We start from the raw sequence: 19,932 nt of genomic DNA, 5'->3' as shown, positions 1-19,932 counted from the left end.
AAGCTCGAGTCCGTTGTACTGCGCTGCGGGAGGTCAACACGATGTTGGTCACGAATGCGTTGCCACAGGACGTGGCGCACTTAGCATTCGTTCTTCTACTCTGAGGGCGTGGCTCCAACTAAATGTGAAGTGCCTCTGACGGTGGCACTTCACATTGGATTTTCCGCGCACGCTTATCCTCTAGAAGTCGGCCCCTCCACTCCGTCCAACTCCTTTCGTTGAAGCAATGTGTTCGAAGTATTCCTTCATTCCGCGCCAAACCTTTTCACAATCTGCCGCCTCGCGTTAGCGCAAGCGGCTTGATTTTGTGCTCTTAACTTTATGACGAGAGGAAAATGATGGGTTGGTGGGCATCGCAAACGGCATTAAAGACAGTAGTATGGACACGTACCACGTGGCCATAATGCTGTCATGCCGTAGCCCACAAATAAATCAAGTGAAATTCTATTAGAAAAATCAATCAAATGTTAGGTTTATGAGCAATTTTGAAACTTTTTTTACTATAATTCGTATACATTAGTAAAGAGGAGGCAGTTTATATGAAAAAGTTATTATGGGGCTTTTTAGCGCTTGTATTTGCAGAAATTGCCGTGTTCATACTGATTGGTAAAGCTATCGGCGTTTTCTATACATTATTATTAATCGTTTTAACATCAGTCATAGGTGTTATGATTGCTAAAAAACGTGGTATGAAATCGTATCAAGATATTCAAAAAAGTATCCAGCAAGGGCAGCCACCCGGTGTTGCGATGATTGAAACATTTATGATTTTTGTCGGTGGTGTCATGATGGTGGCGCCTGGCTTTATTACAGACGTGATTGGTTTATTGTTCGTCCTAGGCGTTACGCGTAATGTATTTAAACCAATGATTTTTTATTTCTTACGTAAAAAAATGAAAAGCGGCAATGTTATTATCGTGCAAAGATAGGATGTTGCTTTGCTTTTATGGCAAGCATTAGTAAGATGGGACTTAAAATAATTCCGTATAAACCAAATAATAAAACCGAGGCAGCGCTGATGATAAAGGTGTGGATCATACGTAAATGAAACGTATGACTCCACAGCATCGATTCAGTTAGCTGTCTTATTATTTGGACAAAAATATAGAGTGCAATTATGAGTGTGCCAACAACAGGCTGTCCTACTATAAAAAAATAAATGGCTAGTGGAATTAAAAAAATACCGATGCCTAAAAACGGTAAGGAGTCTGCAAAAGCGATTAAAAAGGCTTTCATGAAAAAGGCTTCGAACTGCAATAAATAAAACCCGAGGCTCAGTAGTAAAAACGTTAAGGTAAACAGCTGCATTTCAACGAGCAAGAAATAGCTAATGAGCTGCATCGCTTTTTGAAAGTAGCGAGACCAAGTTTCCCGGTACATGCGAGGGATATAAGCAAAGAACCACATCCGATTTCGTTTGCTTTCAAATAGTGCAAAATAAAACGTCACAATAAAAATAAGCAATTCAAAAACAGAATGTAAACTATTTTTGATAAAATCAACTAGATACAGCATGAACTCATTGAGTACACTTGAGAATTTATCGAGTATAAACGGAAACAATGGATGGCTATCGTAATTTGTTTCTAATAGATGAATAGTAGATTGCAGCGTGGGAAGTAGTATGACTAAGCTATGTAAGATTAAAAACAGTATCGCGCCAATGACAGCAAATAAGAAAGTGGAGAATACAGCAACTACAAGAAAAAAGGGGATTCGGAAAAGGCGTCCAAAGTAATTAAAAATCGGAAACACTAAGTAAGCAAAAAATAGGCCAAATATGATAGGTGGTATAAAATAGAAGAGCATCATATACAATAAGAAAACGCCTATATTCCTAATTTTTAATAGCCAGGTTGTGGTGTTTTTTTTTACTTCGATTCAAATCACTCCTAAAATATGCCATATATATCTCGTTATTAACGAGATACTCTCTTTCGTGCACATAATCTATCAGATATACATTTTTTTCTTAAAATCGAACTATTTCATTCACAAAGCCGTCAAAATTGATTATAATGAATGATGTAAGCGATTTACTTATAGGTTCATTGAGCAGAACAGTATGAGTGTAGTTCTTTTTAATGTAATAAAAAGAAAGCACTTACAAAACTAATTTATAAAGTGAAGGAGCGATTTTTTATGTCAGCAACTAAAGGTTTAGAAGGTATCGTAGCAGCAGAATCGAAAATTTCTTCAATTATCGATGATACACTTACATATGTAGGGTATGGCATCGACGACCTAACGAACAACGCAACTTTTGAAGAAGTAGTATTCTTATTATGGAATACTCGTTTACCAAACGCTGAAGAGCTAGCTAACTTAAAAGCAGAATTAGCTAAAAACATGGAAATTCCAGCGGCAATCACAGATTTATTTAAATCTATGCCATTAAACACAGTTCACCCAATGGCTGCATTACGTACAGCTGTATCTATGTTAGGTGCATTTGACGAAGAAGCAGACGTTATGGAAGCTGAAGCAAACTACCGTAAAGCAATCCGCTTACAAGCGAAAATTGGTACAGTAGTAACTACTTTCGCACGTGTACGTCAAGGTAAAGAACCAGTAGCTCCAAAACCTGAATTAGGTTATGCAGCGAACTTCTTATATATGCTAAAAGGCGAAGAGCCAGCACCTATCGAAATCGAAGCATTCGACAAAGCGTTAGTATTACACGCTGACCACGAATTAAACGCTTCAACATTCACAGCACGTGTATGTGTAGCTACGTTATCAGATGTATATTCTGGTGTAACTTCAGCTATCGGCGCTTTAAAAGGCCCATTACACGGTGGTGCAAACGAGCAAGTTATGAAAATGTTAACTGAGATTGGTTCTTTAGAGAACGTTGAATCTTGGGTACAAAACAAATTAGATAACAAAGAAAAAATCATGGGCTTCGGTCACCGCGTTTACCGTGGTGGAGACCCACGTGCACCTCACTTACGCGTAATGTCTGAAAAGTTAACTAAGTTAACTGGTAAACCAGAATTATACGATATGTCAGTGAAAATCCACGATATGATCGTTGAGCAAAAGAAATTACCTGCAAACGTAGACTTCTTCTCAGCATCAGTATATGATTCTTTAGGTATCGAGCATGACTTATTCACACCAATCTTTGCAGTATCTCGTACTTCAGGTTGGGTAGCGCACATCTTAGAACAGTATGCAAACAACCGCTTAATCCGTCCACGTGCGGAATATGTTGGTCCAGATATGCAAAAATACGTTCCAATTAACGAGCGCTAATCAAAAAAGTATGTTAAAATATCTAGGACTGTGAATTGTCACAGTCCTAGATTTATGATTATTAGGAGGCAAATTTCCAATGACTAACAAAATCGTAGTAGAAAACGGTAAATTAATCGTTCCAAACACACCAGTAATCCCATTCATCGAGGGTGACGGTATCGGTCCAGATATCTGGGCAGCAGCTTCTCGCGTTATCGACGCAGCAGTAGCAAAAGCTTACAATGGCGAAAAGAAAATCGAGTGGTTAGAAGTTTTAGCTGGTGAAAAAGCATTCAACCAAACTGGTGAATGGTTACCACAAGACACTTTAGATAAAATCAACGAATATTTAATCGCAATCAAAGGTCCTTTAACAACTCCAATCGGTGGCGGTATCCGTTCACTTAACGTAGCATTACGTCAACAACTTGACTTATATGTATGCTTACGTCCAGTACGTCACTTCGAAGGTGTACCTTCTCCAGTTAAACGTCCAGAAGACGTGAAAATGGTAATCTTCCGTGAAAACACTGAAGATATCTATGCTGGTATCGAATTCGAAGCTGGTTCTGAACAAGCTAAAAAAATCATCGACTTCTTACAAACAGAATTCGGTACAAAAAATATCCGTTTCCCAGAAACTTCAGGTATCGGTGTTAAACCAGTATCTCAAGAAGGTACTCACCGTTTAGTACGTTCTGCAATCGAGTATGCTATCAAGCATAACGAACCATCTGTAACTTTAGTGCACAAAGGTAACATCATGAAGTACACTGAGGGTGGATTCAAAAAATGGGGTTATGAATTAGCAGAAACTGAATTTGCTGATCAAACTTTCACTTGGAACCAATATGACGCTATCAAAGCTGAGCAAGGCGAAGCTGCTGCAAACGCTGCACAAGACGCTGCTTTAGCTGCTGGTAAAATCTTAATTAAAGATTCTATCGCTGATATCTTCTTACAACAAATCTTAACTCGTCCAAATGAGTTCGACGTAGTAGCTACAATGAACTTAAATGGTGACTATATCTCTGACGCATTAGCTGCACAAGTTGGTGGTATCGGTATCGCTCCAGGAGCTAACATCAACTACGTAACTGGTCACGCGATCTTCGAAGCTACTCACGGTACTGCTCCGAAATATGCTGGTCAAGATAAAGTAAACCCATCTTCAGTATTATTATCAGGCGTATTAATGCTTGAGCACTTAGGATGGCAAGAAGCTGCGGACATGATTACAAACTCAGTAGAGAAAACAATCTCTTCTAAATATGTAACTTATGACTTCGCACGTTTAATGGATGGCGCTACAGAAGTTAAATGTTCTGAATTCGCTACTAAATTAATCGAAAACTTCTAATTAGCGCTTAATTTTTGCCTTTTTATGTGAAATTATTAACAAATTATTCAATTTTGAATAGTATTGTGAACATAATAAATCATTTACTTGGCAACGATTGACTTTACTAATTATCCGTTTCAAAATAAATAGTAACAACAAAAGGGAGAGACTTTATGTTTTCTCCCTTTTTTGTATAGAAAAATAGAGATATTACACTAGCTATTAAAAGGGAGCGAATACAATGAGTACAAAACGTAAAAAGATCGCAGTTATTGGTAGTGGCTATACAGGAGCAACAGCAGCATTTATCGCAGCACAAAAAGAGTTAGGTGATGTTGTGATTTTAGATTTACCCGCATCAGAAAACCCGACAAAAGGGAAAGCGTTAGATATGTGGGAAACGGCACCGGTTCAAGGCTTTGATTCTTATGTGCATGGTACATCAAATTATGATGATATTGCAGACTCGGATATTGTGTTAGTTACAGCGGGTGTAGCACGTAAACCAGGCATGAGCCGTGATGATTTAGTGCAAATCAATCAAAGTGTTATGAAAACAGTTGCGCAAGAAGTGGCACGCACATCACCGAATGCGATTATTATTGTGTTAACAAATCCAGTAGATGCCATGACGTATACGGTATTCAAAGAATCGGGCTTCCCGAAAAACCGTGTTATTGGGCAATCGGGTGTTTTGGATACAGCGCGCTTCCGTGCATTTGTAGCAGAGGAGTTAAATGTATCCGTTAAAGATATTACGGCATTAGTACTAGGTGGTCACGGTGACACTATGGTACCACTGACGCGTCTTGCAACAATCGGCGGTGTGCCACTTGAAAGCTTAATTTCAGCAGAACGCTTAGCAGAAATCGTGCAACGTACACGCGGTGGCGGTGGTGAAATCGTTAACTTACTAGGAAATGGTTCTGCATATTACGCACCAGCTGCAGCAATGGTTGAAATGGCCGAAGCTATTTTAAAAGATCAAAAACGTATTTTACCATCGATTGCTTACTTAGAAGGCGAGTATGGCTACGAGGGTATTTATTTAGGTGTACCGGCTTTACTTGGCGCTGAGGGAATCGAAAAAGTATTTGAAATCGAATTAACGGCTGACGAAAAACAAGCATTAGATCATTCGGCAGACGCAGTTCGAGATGTCATGAAGGCATTAGTGTAATAATAATCAAAGCTTGAGCATATCCATGTGCTTAAGCTTTTCTTTATGAGCTTTTCAATAATTGTACTTTTTGAAAAAAGTTGTTACTATGAGAGTAACGCTTTGAGTTACCGTATTTCAAAGAATCGTTTCACTACCAGACAAATGAAGTCGTTGATTTGAGATGGGGGTTTCAAATCAATTTTGGAGGATATAGACATGACGAAAACGGTTTTAGTAGTAGAAGATGAATTACCGATTGCTACATTATTAAAATATAATTTAGAGCAAGCTGGCTTTGATGTTTTACTGGCACATGATGGTCAATCGGGACTTGATACAGCAGTTGAACGCACGCCAGATTTAATGCTTTTAGATTTAATGCTACCGAAGCTAGACGGGGTAGAAGTGTGTAAAGAACTTCGTCGTTTACGTATTAATGTCCCAATTATTATGTTAACAGCGCGTGATGACGAGTTTGATAAAGTATTAGGCTTAGAGCTGGGTGCAGATGATTATATGACAAAGCCGTTTAGTCCGCGTGAGGTAATTGCTCGCGTGAAGGCCGTATTACGTCGTTTTTCTGGTCCGATTGTTGAGGAAGTTACGGAGTCGAGTGAAGTCGTGCATGCTTTTGGCGAATTAAAAGTATATCCAGAACGCTTTGAAGCATTTATAAATGAAGAGGCTTTAGAATTTACACCGAAGGAATTCGAGCTTTTAGTGTATTTATTAGAAAATAAAAATCGTGTCTTAACGCGTGATCAACTACTAAGCGCAGTATGGAATTATGATTTCGCTGGAGATACGCGTATTGTCGATGTGCATATTAGTCATTTACGCGATAAAATTGAAGAAAATAGCCGTAAACCGATCTACATTAAAACGATACGGGGATTAGGCTATAAATTTGAGGAGCCAAAGAAATAATGAATATGATGAAAAATCGTTTATTTTATTCGTTCATTTTTGTTATTGGGTCAGGTTTAGCTGTTCTAGGGTTATTCATAGGACAGCTTTTTCCTTTTTATGCAGATGAATATTATACGATTGCAAAAGAAAAAAATATTGTCCAAATGGAGCAAGTATTAGCAGATGAACAAATTGAATTAACAGAAACGCAAAAAAAGGCATTAACGGAAACGTATACGGTTGATATTGAATCCGATGATTATATGCAATTGAAAATGAAGCTTTATGTAATTGTTACTACGTTACTGATCGTCGGACTAATCATCATGGCGTTTATGGCGCACAAAGTGGCATCAAACTTTGTGACGCCGATTGTTAATATTACAAAAACCGCATTTGAGCTAGCTAGGGGCAATTACCGCGCGCGTGCCTTTGCAAATGGGCCTCGAATTGTCGTAGAGCTCCGGAACTCTATCAATATTCTAGCCCGTAATCTTCAAGATATTACAAAAACACGGATGATTGAAGAAGAGCGCTTAAAAACACTCATTGAAAATATGGGGAGTGCGCTCATGATGATTGACCGGGAGGGGAATATTTCCATTGTGAATCGAAAGTTTCAAAAGCTATTTGAACTCCCAACTGAACAGTTAATCGGGAAAAGCTTTATGGCCTTAGGGTTACCAAAGCAGCTAGAGAAGTTTATCGATCATGTTTTCTTAACGGAAATGCCGTATCGTCAGCAGCTTGTGATGGAAATTGGTGATGAGGAGTACAATGAGCAAGTGTACGGGGCACCGGTTGTCGGAGAACACGGGCGATGGCTAGGTGTTGTTATTGTCATGCATGATATTTCAGAGCTCGTACGACTTGAGCAAATTCGTAAAGACTTTGTGGCCAATGTTTCGCATGAATTACGCACGCCGATTACGTCAATTAAAGGCTTTTCGGAAACGTTACTGGACGGGGCATTTAAAGACGAGCAAATGTTGTTGTCATTTTTAACGATTATCCATGATGAAAGTAATCGTATTGAAGTGTTGGTAAATGATTTACTGGAGCTTTCTAAAATTGAACGCCACGGATTTACGTTAGATATTATACCGACAAAACTGCAGGATATTTTAGTGCGGATAGTCGATTTAACGAGTGCGCAGCTAGAAAGTAAGCACATGCAGTTTGAAGTGGAGATTGAGCAGGATGCAGTCATTTTAGGAGACGTTAATCGCCTCATGCAAATTTTTACGAATTTAGTAAACAACGCGATTTCTTATTCTAAAGAGGAAACGACGGTTACGTTGCGTATTAGTGCTAATGATGAATACGGGATCTTTGAAGTCAAAGATGAAGGTATCGGTATTGAAAAGGCAGAAGTCTCGCGCATATTTGAACGTTTCTACCGTGTAGACCGAGCGCGTAGTCGAAATTCTGGAGGTACAGGACTTGGGCTTTCTATTGCAAAGCACTTAATAGAGGCGCATCACGGAAAAATCCAAGTAACGAGTGAAGTAGGGGAAGGTACGAGTATGAAAGTATACTTGCCTTTGAAAAAATGAGCTTAACAATTCTTTTACAATACTGATATATTTTCTTTATATTGGGGTGCTATTGTTATATATAGAAACCCCCGTTTCAAAAGTAATGCATGAAAGAAATGAATACGTTAGCAAAAAGGGATTGTCCAGAGCATTCAGGACAATCCCTTTTTGCGCCGAGGATGGTGAGAATTTATTCTGACCACCGCAGAAGCACCGCCCTAAAGCGGTTAATTAACACATGAACGAAGCACTGCGCGAAAAGTGAATACTTTTCGCACAGCCTCATCTTATTTTCCTGAAATATAATATTAGTGGAAATAATTGAAACTTTTTACGTTGTCATCCGTAAAATTATTAGAATGTTAAAAATATTAGGAGGTTTTTCGTGTGAGTGTAAAACGAACATTAATGTGGATTGGTCTCATTTTAATTGCAATTGTTGCACTGATTGCTGTCACAACATCATGGTATACCGTTGATGAATCAGAGCAGGCCGTTGTCATCACATTTGGTCAAGCAGATGAAACCATTCAAGACTCAGGCTTACATTTTAAAATGCCGTGGCCAATTCAATCCGTAGAACTGTTATCAAAAGAAACGTATAGTTTACAGTTTGGTTATAAAGAAAGCGCAGACGGGACATTAGAGACATTTGATAAAGAAACAAAAATGATTACAGGTGACGAAAACATTGTGTTAACAGACCTTGTTGTCCAATGGCGTATTGTCGATCCGAAGAAATATTTATTTAATTCCTCTGAACCGCGTACAATTTTACATAGTGCCACATCAAGCGCGATTCGTTCAATTATCGGTAGCTCAAAAATTGATGATGCCTTAACGGATGGTAAAGTGGAAATTGAAGCAAAAACACGTGATTTGTTAGTTTCCCTTATTGAAAAATATGATATAGGGATAAGTATCGTCGGCGTAAAACTACAAGATGTAGAGGTGCCGAATGAAGAGGTACGTGCAGCGTTTACAGCAGTAACCGATGCGCGTGAAATGAAAGCGACAAAAATTAACGAAGCACAAAAGTATAAAAACCAACGCATAAATGAAGCGGAAGGTGAAAAGAATGCCGTTTTATCAAAAGCAGAAGGTGAAAAAACATCCCGTATCGAGCAGGCTAAAGGGGAAGTTGCCCTATTTAATGAACTGTATGAACAATACCGCTTGAATAAAGAAATTACACGCGAGCGTCTCGTACTCGAAACATTAGAGGCTGTGCTACCGAATGCACAAATTTACATTATGAATGATGATGGCAGTAGTACATTAAAATATTTACCGCTCCAACCAACACAAGCGAATACTTCTACTGAAACGAAAAAAGAAGGAGGTTCGAACTAATGAGTAATAATAAAAATAATTTCGATGGTGATTTAGAACAGTTTGTCAAAAAGCTTTTTGGTAATAAAAAAGAGCAAAAGATGGCAAGTAAAGTGCCACCAACAGAGCCAAATGATGAACAACCATCATCAGATGAGCAAACAAAAAAGGAACCAAAACCAATTAAAAAAGATAGAAAACCGGTTACCTTGAAACAATGGGCGGCGTCTGCAACAATTATTACAGTTGTTTTTGCGGCCCTAATCCTAGTTTTTGCGAATCTGTATGTGGTAAAAGAAAACGAATACAAGGTCGTTCGTCAATTTGGTGAAGTCGTGAAATATGAAACAAAGCCAGGTCTGCACATGAAAATTCCGTTCATTCAAAGTATTACGACATTACCACGTAATTTAATGACGCATGATATGACGGAAGAAGAGATTAGCACAGGCGATAAAAAGCGTATCATTATTGATAATTACACGGTATGGCGTGTTACGGATCCGAAAGCCTTAATTTCGAATGCGGGTCAATTACTGAATGCGGAAAGTCGGATGGAAGAGTATATTTATTCGGCATTACGTGCAGAGTTTGGCCAAACAAACTATGACAATATTATTAAAGAAGAGAGCGCATCGCGTGGGAATATTAATGACCGTGTAACGGAGCGTGTGAACGAACTGATTACGGAAGCGAAATTAGGAATTGAAGTGGTCGATGTACGTATTCGTCGTACCGATTTACCACAAGAAAATGAACAATCGGTTTATACACGTATGGTTTCAGAGCGTCAATCGATTGCGCAAACGTATCTGTCTGAAGGGGATGCCCGAAAGCGTACGGAAGAGGCGCAAACAGACCAAGAAGTACAGGTCATTTTAGCCACAGCGAATAAAGAGGCAGCCGTCATTCGTTCGGAGGGGGAATCGCAGGCTGCTAAAATTTATAATGATGCGTATTCAAAAGACCCAGAGTTCTACAGCTTATTTAGAACGCTTGAATCGTATAAGAAAACGATTGGTGATGAAACGGTCATTATTATTCCGGCAAATTCACCGTATGCAAGATTGCTGTCAGGGCAATAAAACGATAAAGGAACGCAAGCTGAACAAATTTGCTCAGTTGCGTTCTTTTTGCTATTTTGACTTGTCTCTCTAGCACTTGTTTTATATGAAATCAAAAAATATAATAAAACAATGAAATATTTACCAAAATAATATGACGTTATTTTAGATGTAATGACGCTTTGGAGGTAAAAATGATAATTGATGAAGTATTTCAAAAGGGAAAAATATTCGTTCCTAAAATCGAATTGACTGTACAATTGCAGGAGATTATTGGAATTCAAACGAATGTTCAACGAAAGAAAGTATTATTAGAGGCATTAAAGACAGAAGGAAGTAGTTACATTTTTACTGGAAATACGGGAGAGTATGAGAGACATACCGTAAAGGAGCTATTGAAATTTATACTAGCAATTACGGACAGTACATATAAGGTAGATTTATTAATAGAAAAATTTGATTTGGGGGATATCCAAAATATAAAAATAAAAGACCTACCATATTCTAGACAAATGTTTATTAAGCTGCTGCGCGTTTATTTTGCGCCACAATCGACAATTGTGCTAGAGGAACCCTATTTTTATTTAGACGATGCGGAACGTAAAATAACTCATGAACTACTATTAGAGCTTTCTAGTACAAAAAAACTGATTGTATTAACATCCAATTTAGAGGATGCATTAATTTCTTGTCATAAAATTTACCGATTAGACAGTGAGGGATTAAGGCAACTTGATATTGTCGATTCAGATGTGCCAAAAGAAACGACAGAAGAACAACCTAACTTTAAAATAGAAAAAATATCCACGAAGAAAAATGAAAAAGTTATCCTTTTTGATCCTCCAGAAATTGATTACATCGAAAGTTTGGAGGGCTCTGTATTGATACATGTAGGTGGAGAAAATTATTCATGTGCGATGACTTTAATAGAACTTGAGAAAAAACTGAAATCATATGGCTTTTTTAGATGCCATCGATCGTATATCGTCAATCTTCAAAAAGTAAGAGAAATTATTACATGGACAAAAAATAGTTATAGCTTACGACTTAATTTAGGGAAGGATTCTGTTGTCCCGTTATCACGTGCGAAATTGCAGGAATTGAGAGATTTATTAAATCTTTAATTTCCTAGGAAATAATCCAACATTTTTAGCCTTCCTTAGGTACAGTTCAACATGAAAAAGCTACAATTCAGCAGAAAACAACGGCGTTCATGCATTTCTTTTTTTAAACTAAATGTAACAACTTGAAGGAGTGATGGAAGTGAACGTAATTTCTGTTCAAAATATTAGAAAGAGCTTCAACAAAAAAGAGGCTATATCCGATGTATCTTTTTCAATACCAAAAGGAGAAATTTTTGGTTTCCTCGGTCCAAGTGGCTCTGGTAAAACAACACTCATTAAAATTTTAACAGCACAGCTTCAACAATCAGGAGGAGTAGCAACTGTGCTTGGTACATCAGCTATTCAAATGCAGGCAGCTGAGCAAAAGAAGCGTTTTGGTATTTTAACAGATAATAGCGGCCTGTATGAACGCTTAACAATTGAAGAAAACTTAGAGGTTTTTCGTCAATTATACGAGCTACCTAAAAGTGCTGTTGATAAAGTGTTGGAATTTGTCAATTTAAAAGAGGATAGAAAAAAGAAGGTAAATCAATTGTCTAAGGGAATGCGTCAACGTGTAACGCTTGCATGTGCAGTTATCCATGAGCCTGAATTGCTATTTCTTGATGAACCGACTTCTGCACTAGACCCGATGAATTCGGCGCATATTTATAAGGGATTGCGCTATTTAAATGAGTGTGGCACGACCATCTTTTTAACGACGCATGATATGGCAGAAGCGGAATTACTTTGTAACCGAGTGGCGATTTTACATAAGGGTGAAATTCAAGCACTTGGCGCACCAAAAGAATTGAAAAAACAGCATAGGGATGGAGTTATTCACGTTGAATTAAAGGACGGACAAGTTCATGAATTATTAATGAATGAACATTCAGGTAATCAAATAGCACAATGGCTTGCAACGAATCAGCTTGATGCGATTCATACAAAAGAACCGAGCTTAGGTGATGTATTTATGAAACTTACAGGGAGTGAATTATCATGAACATTTCTTACAAACGTATTCAAGCCATTTTTTCGAAAGATTTTAAGGAGTTTACTAGAAATTATTCGATTTCAATTATTCTCATTTTCCCAATTTTATTTGCTTTTTTTTATCGAAGTGATGATCCGACACAACTATTTATGACTGGCTTTGTCCTGAATTTTTCATTTGCGATGGTAACAAGCTTCATTCAAGCGTGCTTAATCGCAGAGGAGAAAGAAAAAAATACACTGCGTTCTTTAATGATGACACCGGCAAGTATTTTCGATGTGTTATTAGGGAAAAGTGCTTTAGTATTTGTATTATCAGCTGTTGTCATTTCAATAGCGGTATATATTTTAGGGTATGTTCCTAGTAATTATGTTGTATTTATTAGTGCAACGGGCTTATCAATTATTTTATATACGGCAATAGGTACGATTTGTGGGCTTTATTCGAAAACCGTAATGGAGGCATCCTTAGCAATATTTCCTGTTATCATTATCTTTACGATGAGTTCTTTCGGTAGTCAATTTGAAGATCGTTTTCCATTTTTACGTATTTTAGAATTTTTCCCAAGCTCTCAATATGTGAATTTACTAGATGTTATGCAAGTAAGCTCTAAGTTGGCAGATGCCTATAAGGGCTTAGGTATCTTACTGATCTGGACAATTGTGGTGACAATTATTTCGATTGTTCTTTATAAGAAACGATTAATGGATAAGTAATGAATAATACCAACTCACTAAAATAGAAGGGGAGTTGGTATTGTTTTTTAAATTACGCCAGTTCAAGTAACCTCAAATGTATGCTAACATTTTCTGCCTTCATGAAATCTTCAAAATATAATACTAATTCATATTATTTTACTGTTATAATATTAGTAGTATATTTAAAAGGAGTTCACTACATGAGTAGAAAGATTCAAAACACGCTAATCGCCTTTATTATGGCTACTTCGGTTACAGCGTTATTTTTCCAATCAAACATTCAGTTTATGAAAGCTGAAATTATTCATATACCAGTATTAATTATTGTCATCTTTAGTGTAAGCATTTTCGTTGCAGAGGATGTACGAAATTCGTTTAAAAAGGTGCTTTGGTTTGAAAAGCGCAAAGATAAACGTCCAATTTGGCAAGTAGGAATTGGGATGATTTTCTTCTTTACACAAATTGGTTTTGTCGAAGTATTTGCGCGCGGTTTGATGCACTATAACCTAGCAGGCATGCCGATGTATGTCATCTTGTCATTTTTAAATGCGTTTTTATTCACTGTTATTTTTGAAGAAGTTTTTTACGAGGAAAAACGTGATACGGTGGAACAATTTAAATTCAAGAAATTGAAATAACGAGAAGCTCCTAATGATGGGGGCTTTTTTTCGTGCTTGAAAAAATCCATGCAATTGCTCATTAAATGTTGGTAATTCCTGCGAACAATCGGTAAAGTAGAAAGAGAACATATAATCGTACTTTTTAACAAATGGATGTAAATGGAGGAACAAGCATGACAAAACAAAAACTACTTTTATTAGACGGTAACAGCTTAGCCTACCGCGCTTTTTTCGCCTTACCCTTATTAACAAATGAGAGCGGTATTCATACAAATGCGACATATGGCTTTACGACGATGCTGCAAAAAATTATCGGTGAAGAAAATCCAACCCAAATGTTAGTCGCATTCGATGCAGGGAAAACGACATTCCGACATGAATCTTACGGTGAATATAAGGGCGGTCGTCAAAAAACGCCACCAGAATTATCGGAGCAATTCCCGTACATCCGTAAATTAATTGATGCCTACAACATTAAACGCTACGAGCTAGAGCAATATGAGGCGGATGACATTATCGGCACATTAGCAAAAGAAGCAGCAGGCAAAGGAATCGAAGTGATTATCGTATCGGGTGATAAAGACTTAACGCAATTAGCGACCGATGATGTAACGGTTTACATTACGAAAAAGGGCATTACTGATATCGAAAAATACACACCTGGACATATCGAAGAGAAATACGGCCTAACACCGCTTCAAATTATAGATATGAAGGGACTGATGGGCGACCAATCAGATAATATCCCAGGCGTTCCAGGTGTTGGTGAAAAAACAGCGATTAAGTTGCTAAAAGAACATGGCACAGTTGAGAAGTTATATGAGGCAATCGATTCATTGAAAGCTTCGAAAATGAAAGAAAAACTTGTCGACAATGAAGAACTTGCGCATTTATCAAAAAAGCTCGCAACCATTCATACAGAAGCACCGATTACAATCGGTATCGACGATTTGGCATATGCTGGGCCAAACGAAGAAGCGTTAATCGACGTGTGGAAAGAGCTTGGCTTTAAATCATTAATCGAAAAAAGCGATTTTGAAGTAGAAGAAGCCGAGCAAGCACAAATTGAATTTACTCAAGTCGAAACAATTACATCAGATATGCTGAGTGAGACAATGGCGCTGCATTTAGAACTAGAAGACGAGCATTATCACACATGTAAAGCACTTGGCCTCGCATTATCAGACGGTGAGAAAACCTATTTCATGTCCATCGGTGAAGAGTTCGAAAACACGGCGTTAAAAGCGTGGTTAGAAGATCCGACTAAGAAAAAATATATTGCCGATAGTAAAGCAACACAAGCAAGACTTCAGCGTTTTGGGATTACCCTAAAAGGTGTGGATTTCGATTTACTATTAGCTGCCTACATTTTAAAGCCGTCGATTTCAGGGGATGATGTCGCAACGCTCGCAAAAGAGTTTGGCTATCAGGATGTCCAGTCAAACGAAGCGGTCTACGGTAAGGGGGCAAAGTGGACACTGCCGACAGCGGACGCTTTAGCCGAGCATGTTAGCCGTAAAGCGGTTGCTGTTTGGAAGTTGCAGCCGGTTTTAGAAATGAAACTACAAGAAAACCAGCAGTTTGAGTTGTATAAAGAGCTTGAACTACCACTTGCACATATTTTAGGCAAGATGGAGAGCGAAGGAATTACGGTTAACATCGATACACTGAAACAAATGGGCGATGAGCTAAAATCGAAGCTAGATGTGATGGAGCAAACAATTTATGACCATGCGGGTGAGAAATTCAATATTAATTCACCAAAGCAGCTAGGTGTCATTCTGTTCGATAAATTAGGCTTACCCGTCATTAAAAAGACGAAAACCGGCTATTCAACAGCAGCTGATGTGCTAGAAAAACTACAATCCGAGCACGAAATCGTAAAACATATTTTACAGTATCGTACATTAGCAAAATTAAATTCAACGTATATTGAAGGGTTAACAAAAGAAATTCACCAAGATGATGCAAAGGTACACACGCGGTTCCAACAAGCGTTAACGTCAACGGGTCGTCTAAGCTCGACAGATCCGAACTTGCAAAACATCCCGATTCGCTTAGAGGAAGGTCGTAAAATCCGCCAAGCATTTGTACCATCAAAAGAGGGGTGGATGTTATTTGCTGCCGATTACTCGCAAATCGAGTTACGTGTGTTAGCCCATATGTGTCAAGATGAAGCGCTAGTTGACGCGTTTAAGCAAGGTATGGACATTCATACTCGTACAGCAATGGACGTATTTGGCGTCGAAGCAGAAGCCGTAACGAGCAATATGCGTCGTACAGCGAAAGCCGTAAACTTTGGGATTGTGTATGGCATTAGTGATTATGGTCTTTCTCAAAATCTCGATATTACACGTAAAGAAGCAGCGACGTTTATTGATAATTACTTAAAAAGCTTCCCAGGCGTAAAAGGCTACATGGATTCAATCGTAGAAGACGCGAAAAAAGCTGGTTATGTAACAACAATTTTAAATCGCCGTCGCTATTTACCGGATATTACAAGCTCGAACTTCAATTTACGAAGCTTTGCTGAGCGTACAGCTATGAACACGCCAATTCAAGGGAGCGCGGCAGACATTATTAAAAAAGCAATGATTGATATGAACGCGCGATTAGAAAAAGAAGGCCTTCAAGCAAAACTATTATTACAAGTGCACGATGAATTAATTTTTGAAGCACCACCAGAAGAAATCGAAATTTTAGAGCGTATTGTACCAGAAGTCATGGAGCACGCGATTGAGTTAATCGTGCCGTTAAAAGTGGATTATTCACACGGCCCTACGTGGTACGACGCGAAGTAAGGAGTAAGTGCAATGCCAGAATTACCAGAAGTCGAAGGAGTCGTGCGCGATTTACGCCCGATTGTAGAAGGCAAAACGATAGAGTATGTCACATTATCTGAAACAGTATACATGTCGCATGAAGCCGGAAAACAAGCGATTGTAAAAAATGCCGCACCGCCACACTTTGAACAAATGTTACAAAACATGACGATTGCGCGTTTAGAGCGACGTTCGAAATATATTTTCTTTCATGTAACGAAGGACGGAGAAAGCTTTATTTTAGTGAATCATTTAGGGATGACGGGTGCATGGTTTGTCGTAAACGACATCCTTGAAATTACCGAAGAAAAATTCCGTAAGCATATCCATGCGATTTTCACATTAACGAGCGGTGAGCTACTTGTGTATTCAGACATTCGCCGCTTTGGAGAGTTGCGTTTTATAAATGAGATTGCGGATCATGCACCGCTACTGAAAATGGCACCGGAGCCGTTTGATGAACAGGCTTGTGATTTTTTCTTAGCACAAAGCGAGAAACCACGATTTGCCAAAAAGGCTATTAAAGAAGTCATTATGGACGGGCAAGTTATTTCAGGCTGTGGCAATATTTACGCAACAGAATCACTATTCAAAATGAGCATCCATCCAGCAAAACCGACAAGTGAAGTGAGCCGTGAGCGGAAAATTGAGCTATTTCAGGTTATTTGCGATGTCCTGCAAGAAAGCATCGATTCAGGCGGCTCAACAATTTCGGATTACCGTAGCATAAACGGCGGCGCGGGTACGATGCAGCATCGCTTGAAAATGTATGGTAAAAAACAGTGCAAAACATGTGAAACAACAACAGAATCAATGGTCATTGCGGGCAGAACCTCAACATTCTGTCCACAATGCCAGAAGTAAAAGGGGAATGGGCTTGTGATTATTGGATTAACAGGAAGCATAGCGAGCGGTAAAAGTACGGTCGCAAAAATGATTCAATCATATAATTTACCAATCGTCGATGCGGATTTAGTGGCACGCCAAGTCGTAGAACCGGGCACACCGACACTTCAAAAAATTGCCGAAGCGTTCGGTAAAGAAGTAATCGCAGAAGATGGCTCAATGGACCGCGCGAAAGTCGGTAGCATCATCTTTCATAACGAAGAGATGCGCCAAACATTAAATAGTATCATCCATCCTGCGATTCGTGAGGAAATGCTACGCCAGCGTGACGAGTTGATGTCGTACGGAGAAAAAAATATCTTTATGGATATCCCGTTATTATTCGAAAGTAAGCTCGAGCATTTCGTTGAAAAGATCCTAGTCGTTTCCGTAAATGAAGAGGTACAATTGCAGCGCTTAATGGCACGTAACGGCTTCACTGAAGAAGAAGCAAAAGCGCGTATCGCAACGCAAATTCCAGTAAAAGACAAAGAACAGCTAGCGGATGCGGTGATTCACAATAACGGCACGCTTGAAGATACCGCCATTCAACTGCAAAACATTTTGTACGAGTGGAATGTGTTGAAATAATGGAAAGCCCTGATTGAACTAATCGATTCAATCAGGGCTTTTTCCATGTACATGAATCCTGCAACGTAGTCATTAATAAAAGCGTGAAAGGGAGGCATAATAGATGCAACGACTGATGTATGTATTGCTTACACTCTTTGTTTTGGCTATTTTCCTTTATGATTAAGATGAAATCACTTAATGAAGAAATACCCATCTCTATTTCAAAAGCTACCGTTGCAAAAAAATATATCACAAGCGATATTGAATCGCTAAAGTAGAAATTTATGTACTTTTTATTCGAAAATTCAACACTTTATTATCAGAATATAATAACTTTTTAAATGTATGTTAAATGTGTTTCACTTTTTAAAATATATGTTATACTAATGCTCGGATAAACAAAACGAATGATATGTACTTTTAGGAGGATTTAAATAATATGACAGTTTCTATTGCAATTAATGGTTTCGGCCGTATTGGTCGTATGGTGTTCCGACAAGCAATGATGCGCGGGGACGTAAATATCGTAGCAGTAAATGCTAGCTACCCATCTGAAACGTTAGCACATTTAATTAAGTATGACACAAATCACGGCGTATTCCCAGGTACAGTGGAAGCTGTAGAGGGTGCTTTAATCGTAAACGGCAAACGCGTTCAATTAGTAAGCGAACGTGACCCGTTAAAATTACCATGGGCTGAAATGGGCGTAGATATTGTTATTGAAGCAACTGGTAAATTTAATGACCGTGCGAAAGCAGCAATGCACTTAGAAGCTGGCGCGAAAAAAGTTATTTTAACTGCTCCAGGTAAAAATGAAGATATTACGGTTGTATTAGGCGTAAACGACGACAAGTTAGATTTATCAAAACATGACGTCATTTCAAATGCATCTTGTACAACAAACTGCTTAGCTCCAGTAGCGAAAGTATTAAACGATGAGTTTGGTATCGTAAACGGTTTAATGACAACAGTTCACGCTTACACAAACGACCAAAACAACATCGACAACCCACACAAAGACTTACGTCGTGCGCGTAACTGTGCATCGTCAATTATTCCAACTTCAACTGGTGCAGCGAAAGCATTACGCTTAGTGTTACCAGAATTAGATGGTAAAATTCACGGCATGGCATTACGTGTACCAACACCAAATGTTTCTTTAGTAGACTTAGTCGTTGATTTAGAGCGTGATGTAACAGTAGAAGAAGTTAACGCAGCATTCAAATCATATGCTGATGGCAAAATGAACGGTATTTTAAACTTCAATCTAGAGCCATTAGTATCTTCTGATTACAACACAACAACGTTTTCATCGACGGTTGATGGTTTATCAACAATCGTTTTAGGTGACCGTAAAGTAAAAGTAATCGCTTGGTATGACAACGAGTGGGGTTACTCAGCTCGCGTAGTTGACTTAGCAGCAAAAATTGCAAACGAATTAGCTGTAGTAAACGCTTAATTTTTAAATTTGCGAAGGACTGTCCGAAAAAGAGATTTCGGGGCAGTCCTTTTTTTCATTGTGTATCTTTCAAACGAGCTATATAATTTGAGAGCATTCGTTTTTGAAATGGGGACGCGCATGAATCACTATTGTCAGGGCGCGCTTTTTGATATAATAGAAAATAACTAAACACTTAGGAGAAAATA

General features: G+C 38.4%; 17 protein-coding genes. 16 read left to right on the top strand and 1 reads right to left on the bottom strand.

Annotation, left to right across the window (positions count from 1 at the left end):
• The first annotated feature begins 539 nt into the window (after positions 1 to 539).
• Entirely contained in the window at positions 540 to 929 is a 390-nt protein-coding gene (locus tag NSQ62_RS15475) for an FxsA family protein (RefSeq protein WP_341321032.1), read from the top strand.
• Here NSQ62_RS15475 and NSQ62_RS15470 read toward each other — a convergent pair.
• Positions 913 to 1,818, bottom strand: a complete 906-nt coding sequence (locus tag NSQ62_RS15470; RefSeq protein ID WP_341321031.1) for an AI-2E family transporter — start codon at positions 1,816 to 1,818, stop codon at positions 913 to 915. The two genes, NSQ62_RS15475 and NSQ62_RS15470, sit on opposite strands and share 17 nt — an antisense overlap.
• Positions 1,819 to 2,142: 324 nt before the next feature.
• Between NSQ62_RS15470 and citZ the strand changes: the two genes are divergently transcribed.
• The 15 genes from citZ to NSQ62_RS15395 all read left to right on the top strand — a co-directional run bounded on the left by citZ (position 2,143) and on the right by NSQ62_RS15395 (position 19,744).
• Positions 2,143 to 3,258 (top strand): citrate synthase, encoded by a 1,116-nt coding sequence (gene citZ, locus NSQ62_RS15465; RefSeq protein ID WP_341321030.1) that lies wholly within the window; start codon positions 2,143 to 2,145, stop codon positions 3,256 to 3,258.
• 79 nt (positions 3,259 to 3,337) lie between these two features.
• Positions 3,338 to 4,600: an NADP-dependent isocitrate dehydrogenase gene (icd, locus tag NSQ62_RS15460; protein ID WP_341321029.1), complete on the top strand. Its 1,263-nt coding sequence runs from the start codon at positions 3,338 to 3,340 to the stop codon at positions 4,598 to 4,600.
• Between the two features lie 223 nt (positions 4,601 to 4,823).
• Positions 4,824 to 5,762, top strand: coding sequence for a malate dehydrogenase (mdh, locus tag NSQ62_RS15455; protein ID WP_341321028.1), 939 nt, complete (start codon positions 4,824 to 4,826; stop codon positions 5,760 to 5,762).
• A gap of 198 nt (positions 5,763 to 5,960) precedes the next feature.
• Positions 5,961 to 6,671: a response regulator transcription factor gene (locus tag NSQ62_RS15450; RefSeq protein ID WP_341321027.1), complete on the top strand. Its 711-nt coding sequence runs from the start codon at positions 5,961 to 5,963 to the stop codon at positions 6,669 to 6,671.
• Positions 6,671 to 8,209 carry an ATP-binding protein gene (locus NSQ62_RS15445; RefSeq protein WP_341321026.1) on the top strand — a complete coding sequence of 513 codons (1,539 nt, stop codon included), beginning with the start codon at positions 6,671 to 6,673 and terminating at the stop codon, positions 8,207 to 8,209. Before NSQ62_RS15450 ends, NSQ62_RS15445 begins: the two co-directional genes overlap by 1 nt.
• A 369-nt stretch (positions 8,210 to 8,578) precedes the next feature.
• On the top strand, positions 8,579 to 9,544 hold the full coding sequence (gene hflK, locus NSQ62_RS15440) for an FtsH protease activity modulator HflK (protein ID WP_341321025.1): 966 nt from the start codon (positions 8,579 to 8,581) through the stop codon (positions 9,542 to 9,544).
• Positions 9,544 to 10,608, top strand: coding sequence for a protease modulator HflC (gene hflC, locus NSQ62_RS15435; RefSeq protein ID WP_341321024.1), 1,065 nt, complete (start codon positions 9,544 to 9,546; stop codon positions 10,606 to 10,608). Before hflK ends, hflC begins: the two co-directional genes overlap by 1 nt.
• A gap of 173 nt (positions 10,609 to 10,781) precedes the next feature.
• Positions 10,782 to 11,711 (top strand): LytTR family transcriptional regulator DNA-binding domain-containing protein, encoded by a 930-nt coding sequence (locus tag NSQ62_RS15430; protein ID WP_341321023.1) that lies wholly within the window; start codon positions 10,782 to 10,784, stop codon positions 11,709 to 11,711.
• Positions 11,712 to 11,844: 133 nt separating this feature from the next.
• On the top strand, positions 11,845 to 12,696 hold the full coding sequence (locus NSQ62_RS15425; protein ID WP_341321022.1) for an ABC transporter ATP-binding protein: 852 nt from the start codon (positions 11,845 to 11,847) through the stop codon (positions 12,694 to 12,696).
• The gene (locus NSQ62_RS15420; protein WP_341321021.1) at positions 12,693 to 13,403 is read left to right on the top strand and encodes an ABC transporter permease; all 711 of its coding nucleotides are present in this window, start codon (positions 12,693 to 12,695) and stop codon (positions 13,401 to 13,403) included. The genes NSQ62_RS15425 and NSQ62_RS15420 overlap by 4 nt, the downstream gene beginning before the upstream one ends.
• 182 nt (positions 13,404 to 13,585) lie before the next feature.
• The gene (locus NSQ62_RS15415) at positions 13,586 to 14,023 is read left to right on the top strand and encodes a DNA polymerase I (RefSeq protein WP_341321020.1); all 438 of its coding nucleotides are present in this window, start codon (positions 13,586 to 13,588) and stop codon (positions 14,021 to 14,023) included.
• Between the two features lie 155 nt (positions 14,024 to 14,178).
• The gene (polA, locus tag NSQ62_RS15410) at positions 14,179 to 16,806 is read left to right on the top strand and encodes a DNA polymerase I (protein WP_341321019.1); all 2,628 of its coding nucleotides are present in this window, start codon (positions 14,179 to 14,181) and stop codon (positions 16,804 to 16,806) included.
• Positions 16,807 to 16,818: 12 nt separating this feature from the next.
• On the top strand, positions 16,819 to 17,691 hold the full coding sequence (gene mutM / locus NSQ62_RS15405) for a bifunctional DNA-formamidopyrimidine glycosylase/DNA-(apurinic or apyrimidinic site) lyase (RefSeq protein WP_341321018.1): 873 nt from the start codon (positions 16,819 to 16,821) through the stop codon (positions 17,689 to 17,691).
• 15 nt (positions 17,692 to 17,706) lie between these two features.
• Positions 17,707 to 18,303: a dephospho-CoA kinase gene (gene coaE, locus NSQ62_RS15400; protein WP_341321017.1), complete on the top strand. Its 597-nt coding sequence runs from the start codon at positions 17,707 to 17,709 to the stop codon at positions 18,301 to 18,303.
• Between the two features lie 421 nt (positions 18,304 to 18,724).
• Positions 18,725 to 19,744: a glyceraldehyde-3-phosphate dehydrogenase gene (locus tag NSQ62_RS15395; protein ID WP_341321016.1), complete on the top strand. Its 1,020-nt coding sequence runs from the start codon at positions 18,725 to 18,727 to the stop codon at positions 19,742 to 19,744.
• Positions 19,745 to 19,932 lie beyond the last annotated feature (188 nt).

Origin of the sequence: Solibacillus sp. FSL H8-0523 (assembly GCF_038051985.1) — a bacterium.
GTDB lineage: Bacteria > Bacillota > Bacilli > Bacillales_A > Planococcaceae > Solibacillus.
Note: the sequence above shows the minus strand (reverse complement) of the source record. Positions and strands in the feature narration are given on the sequence as shown.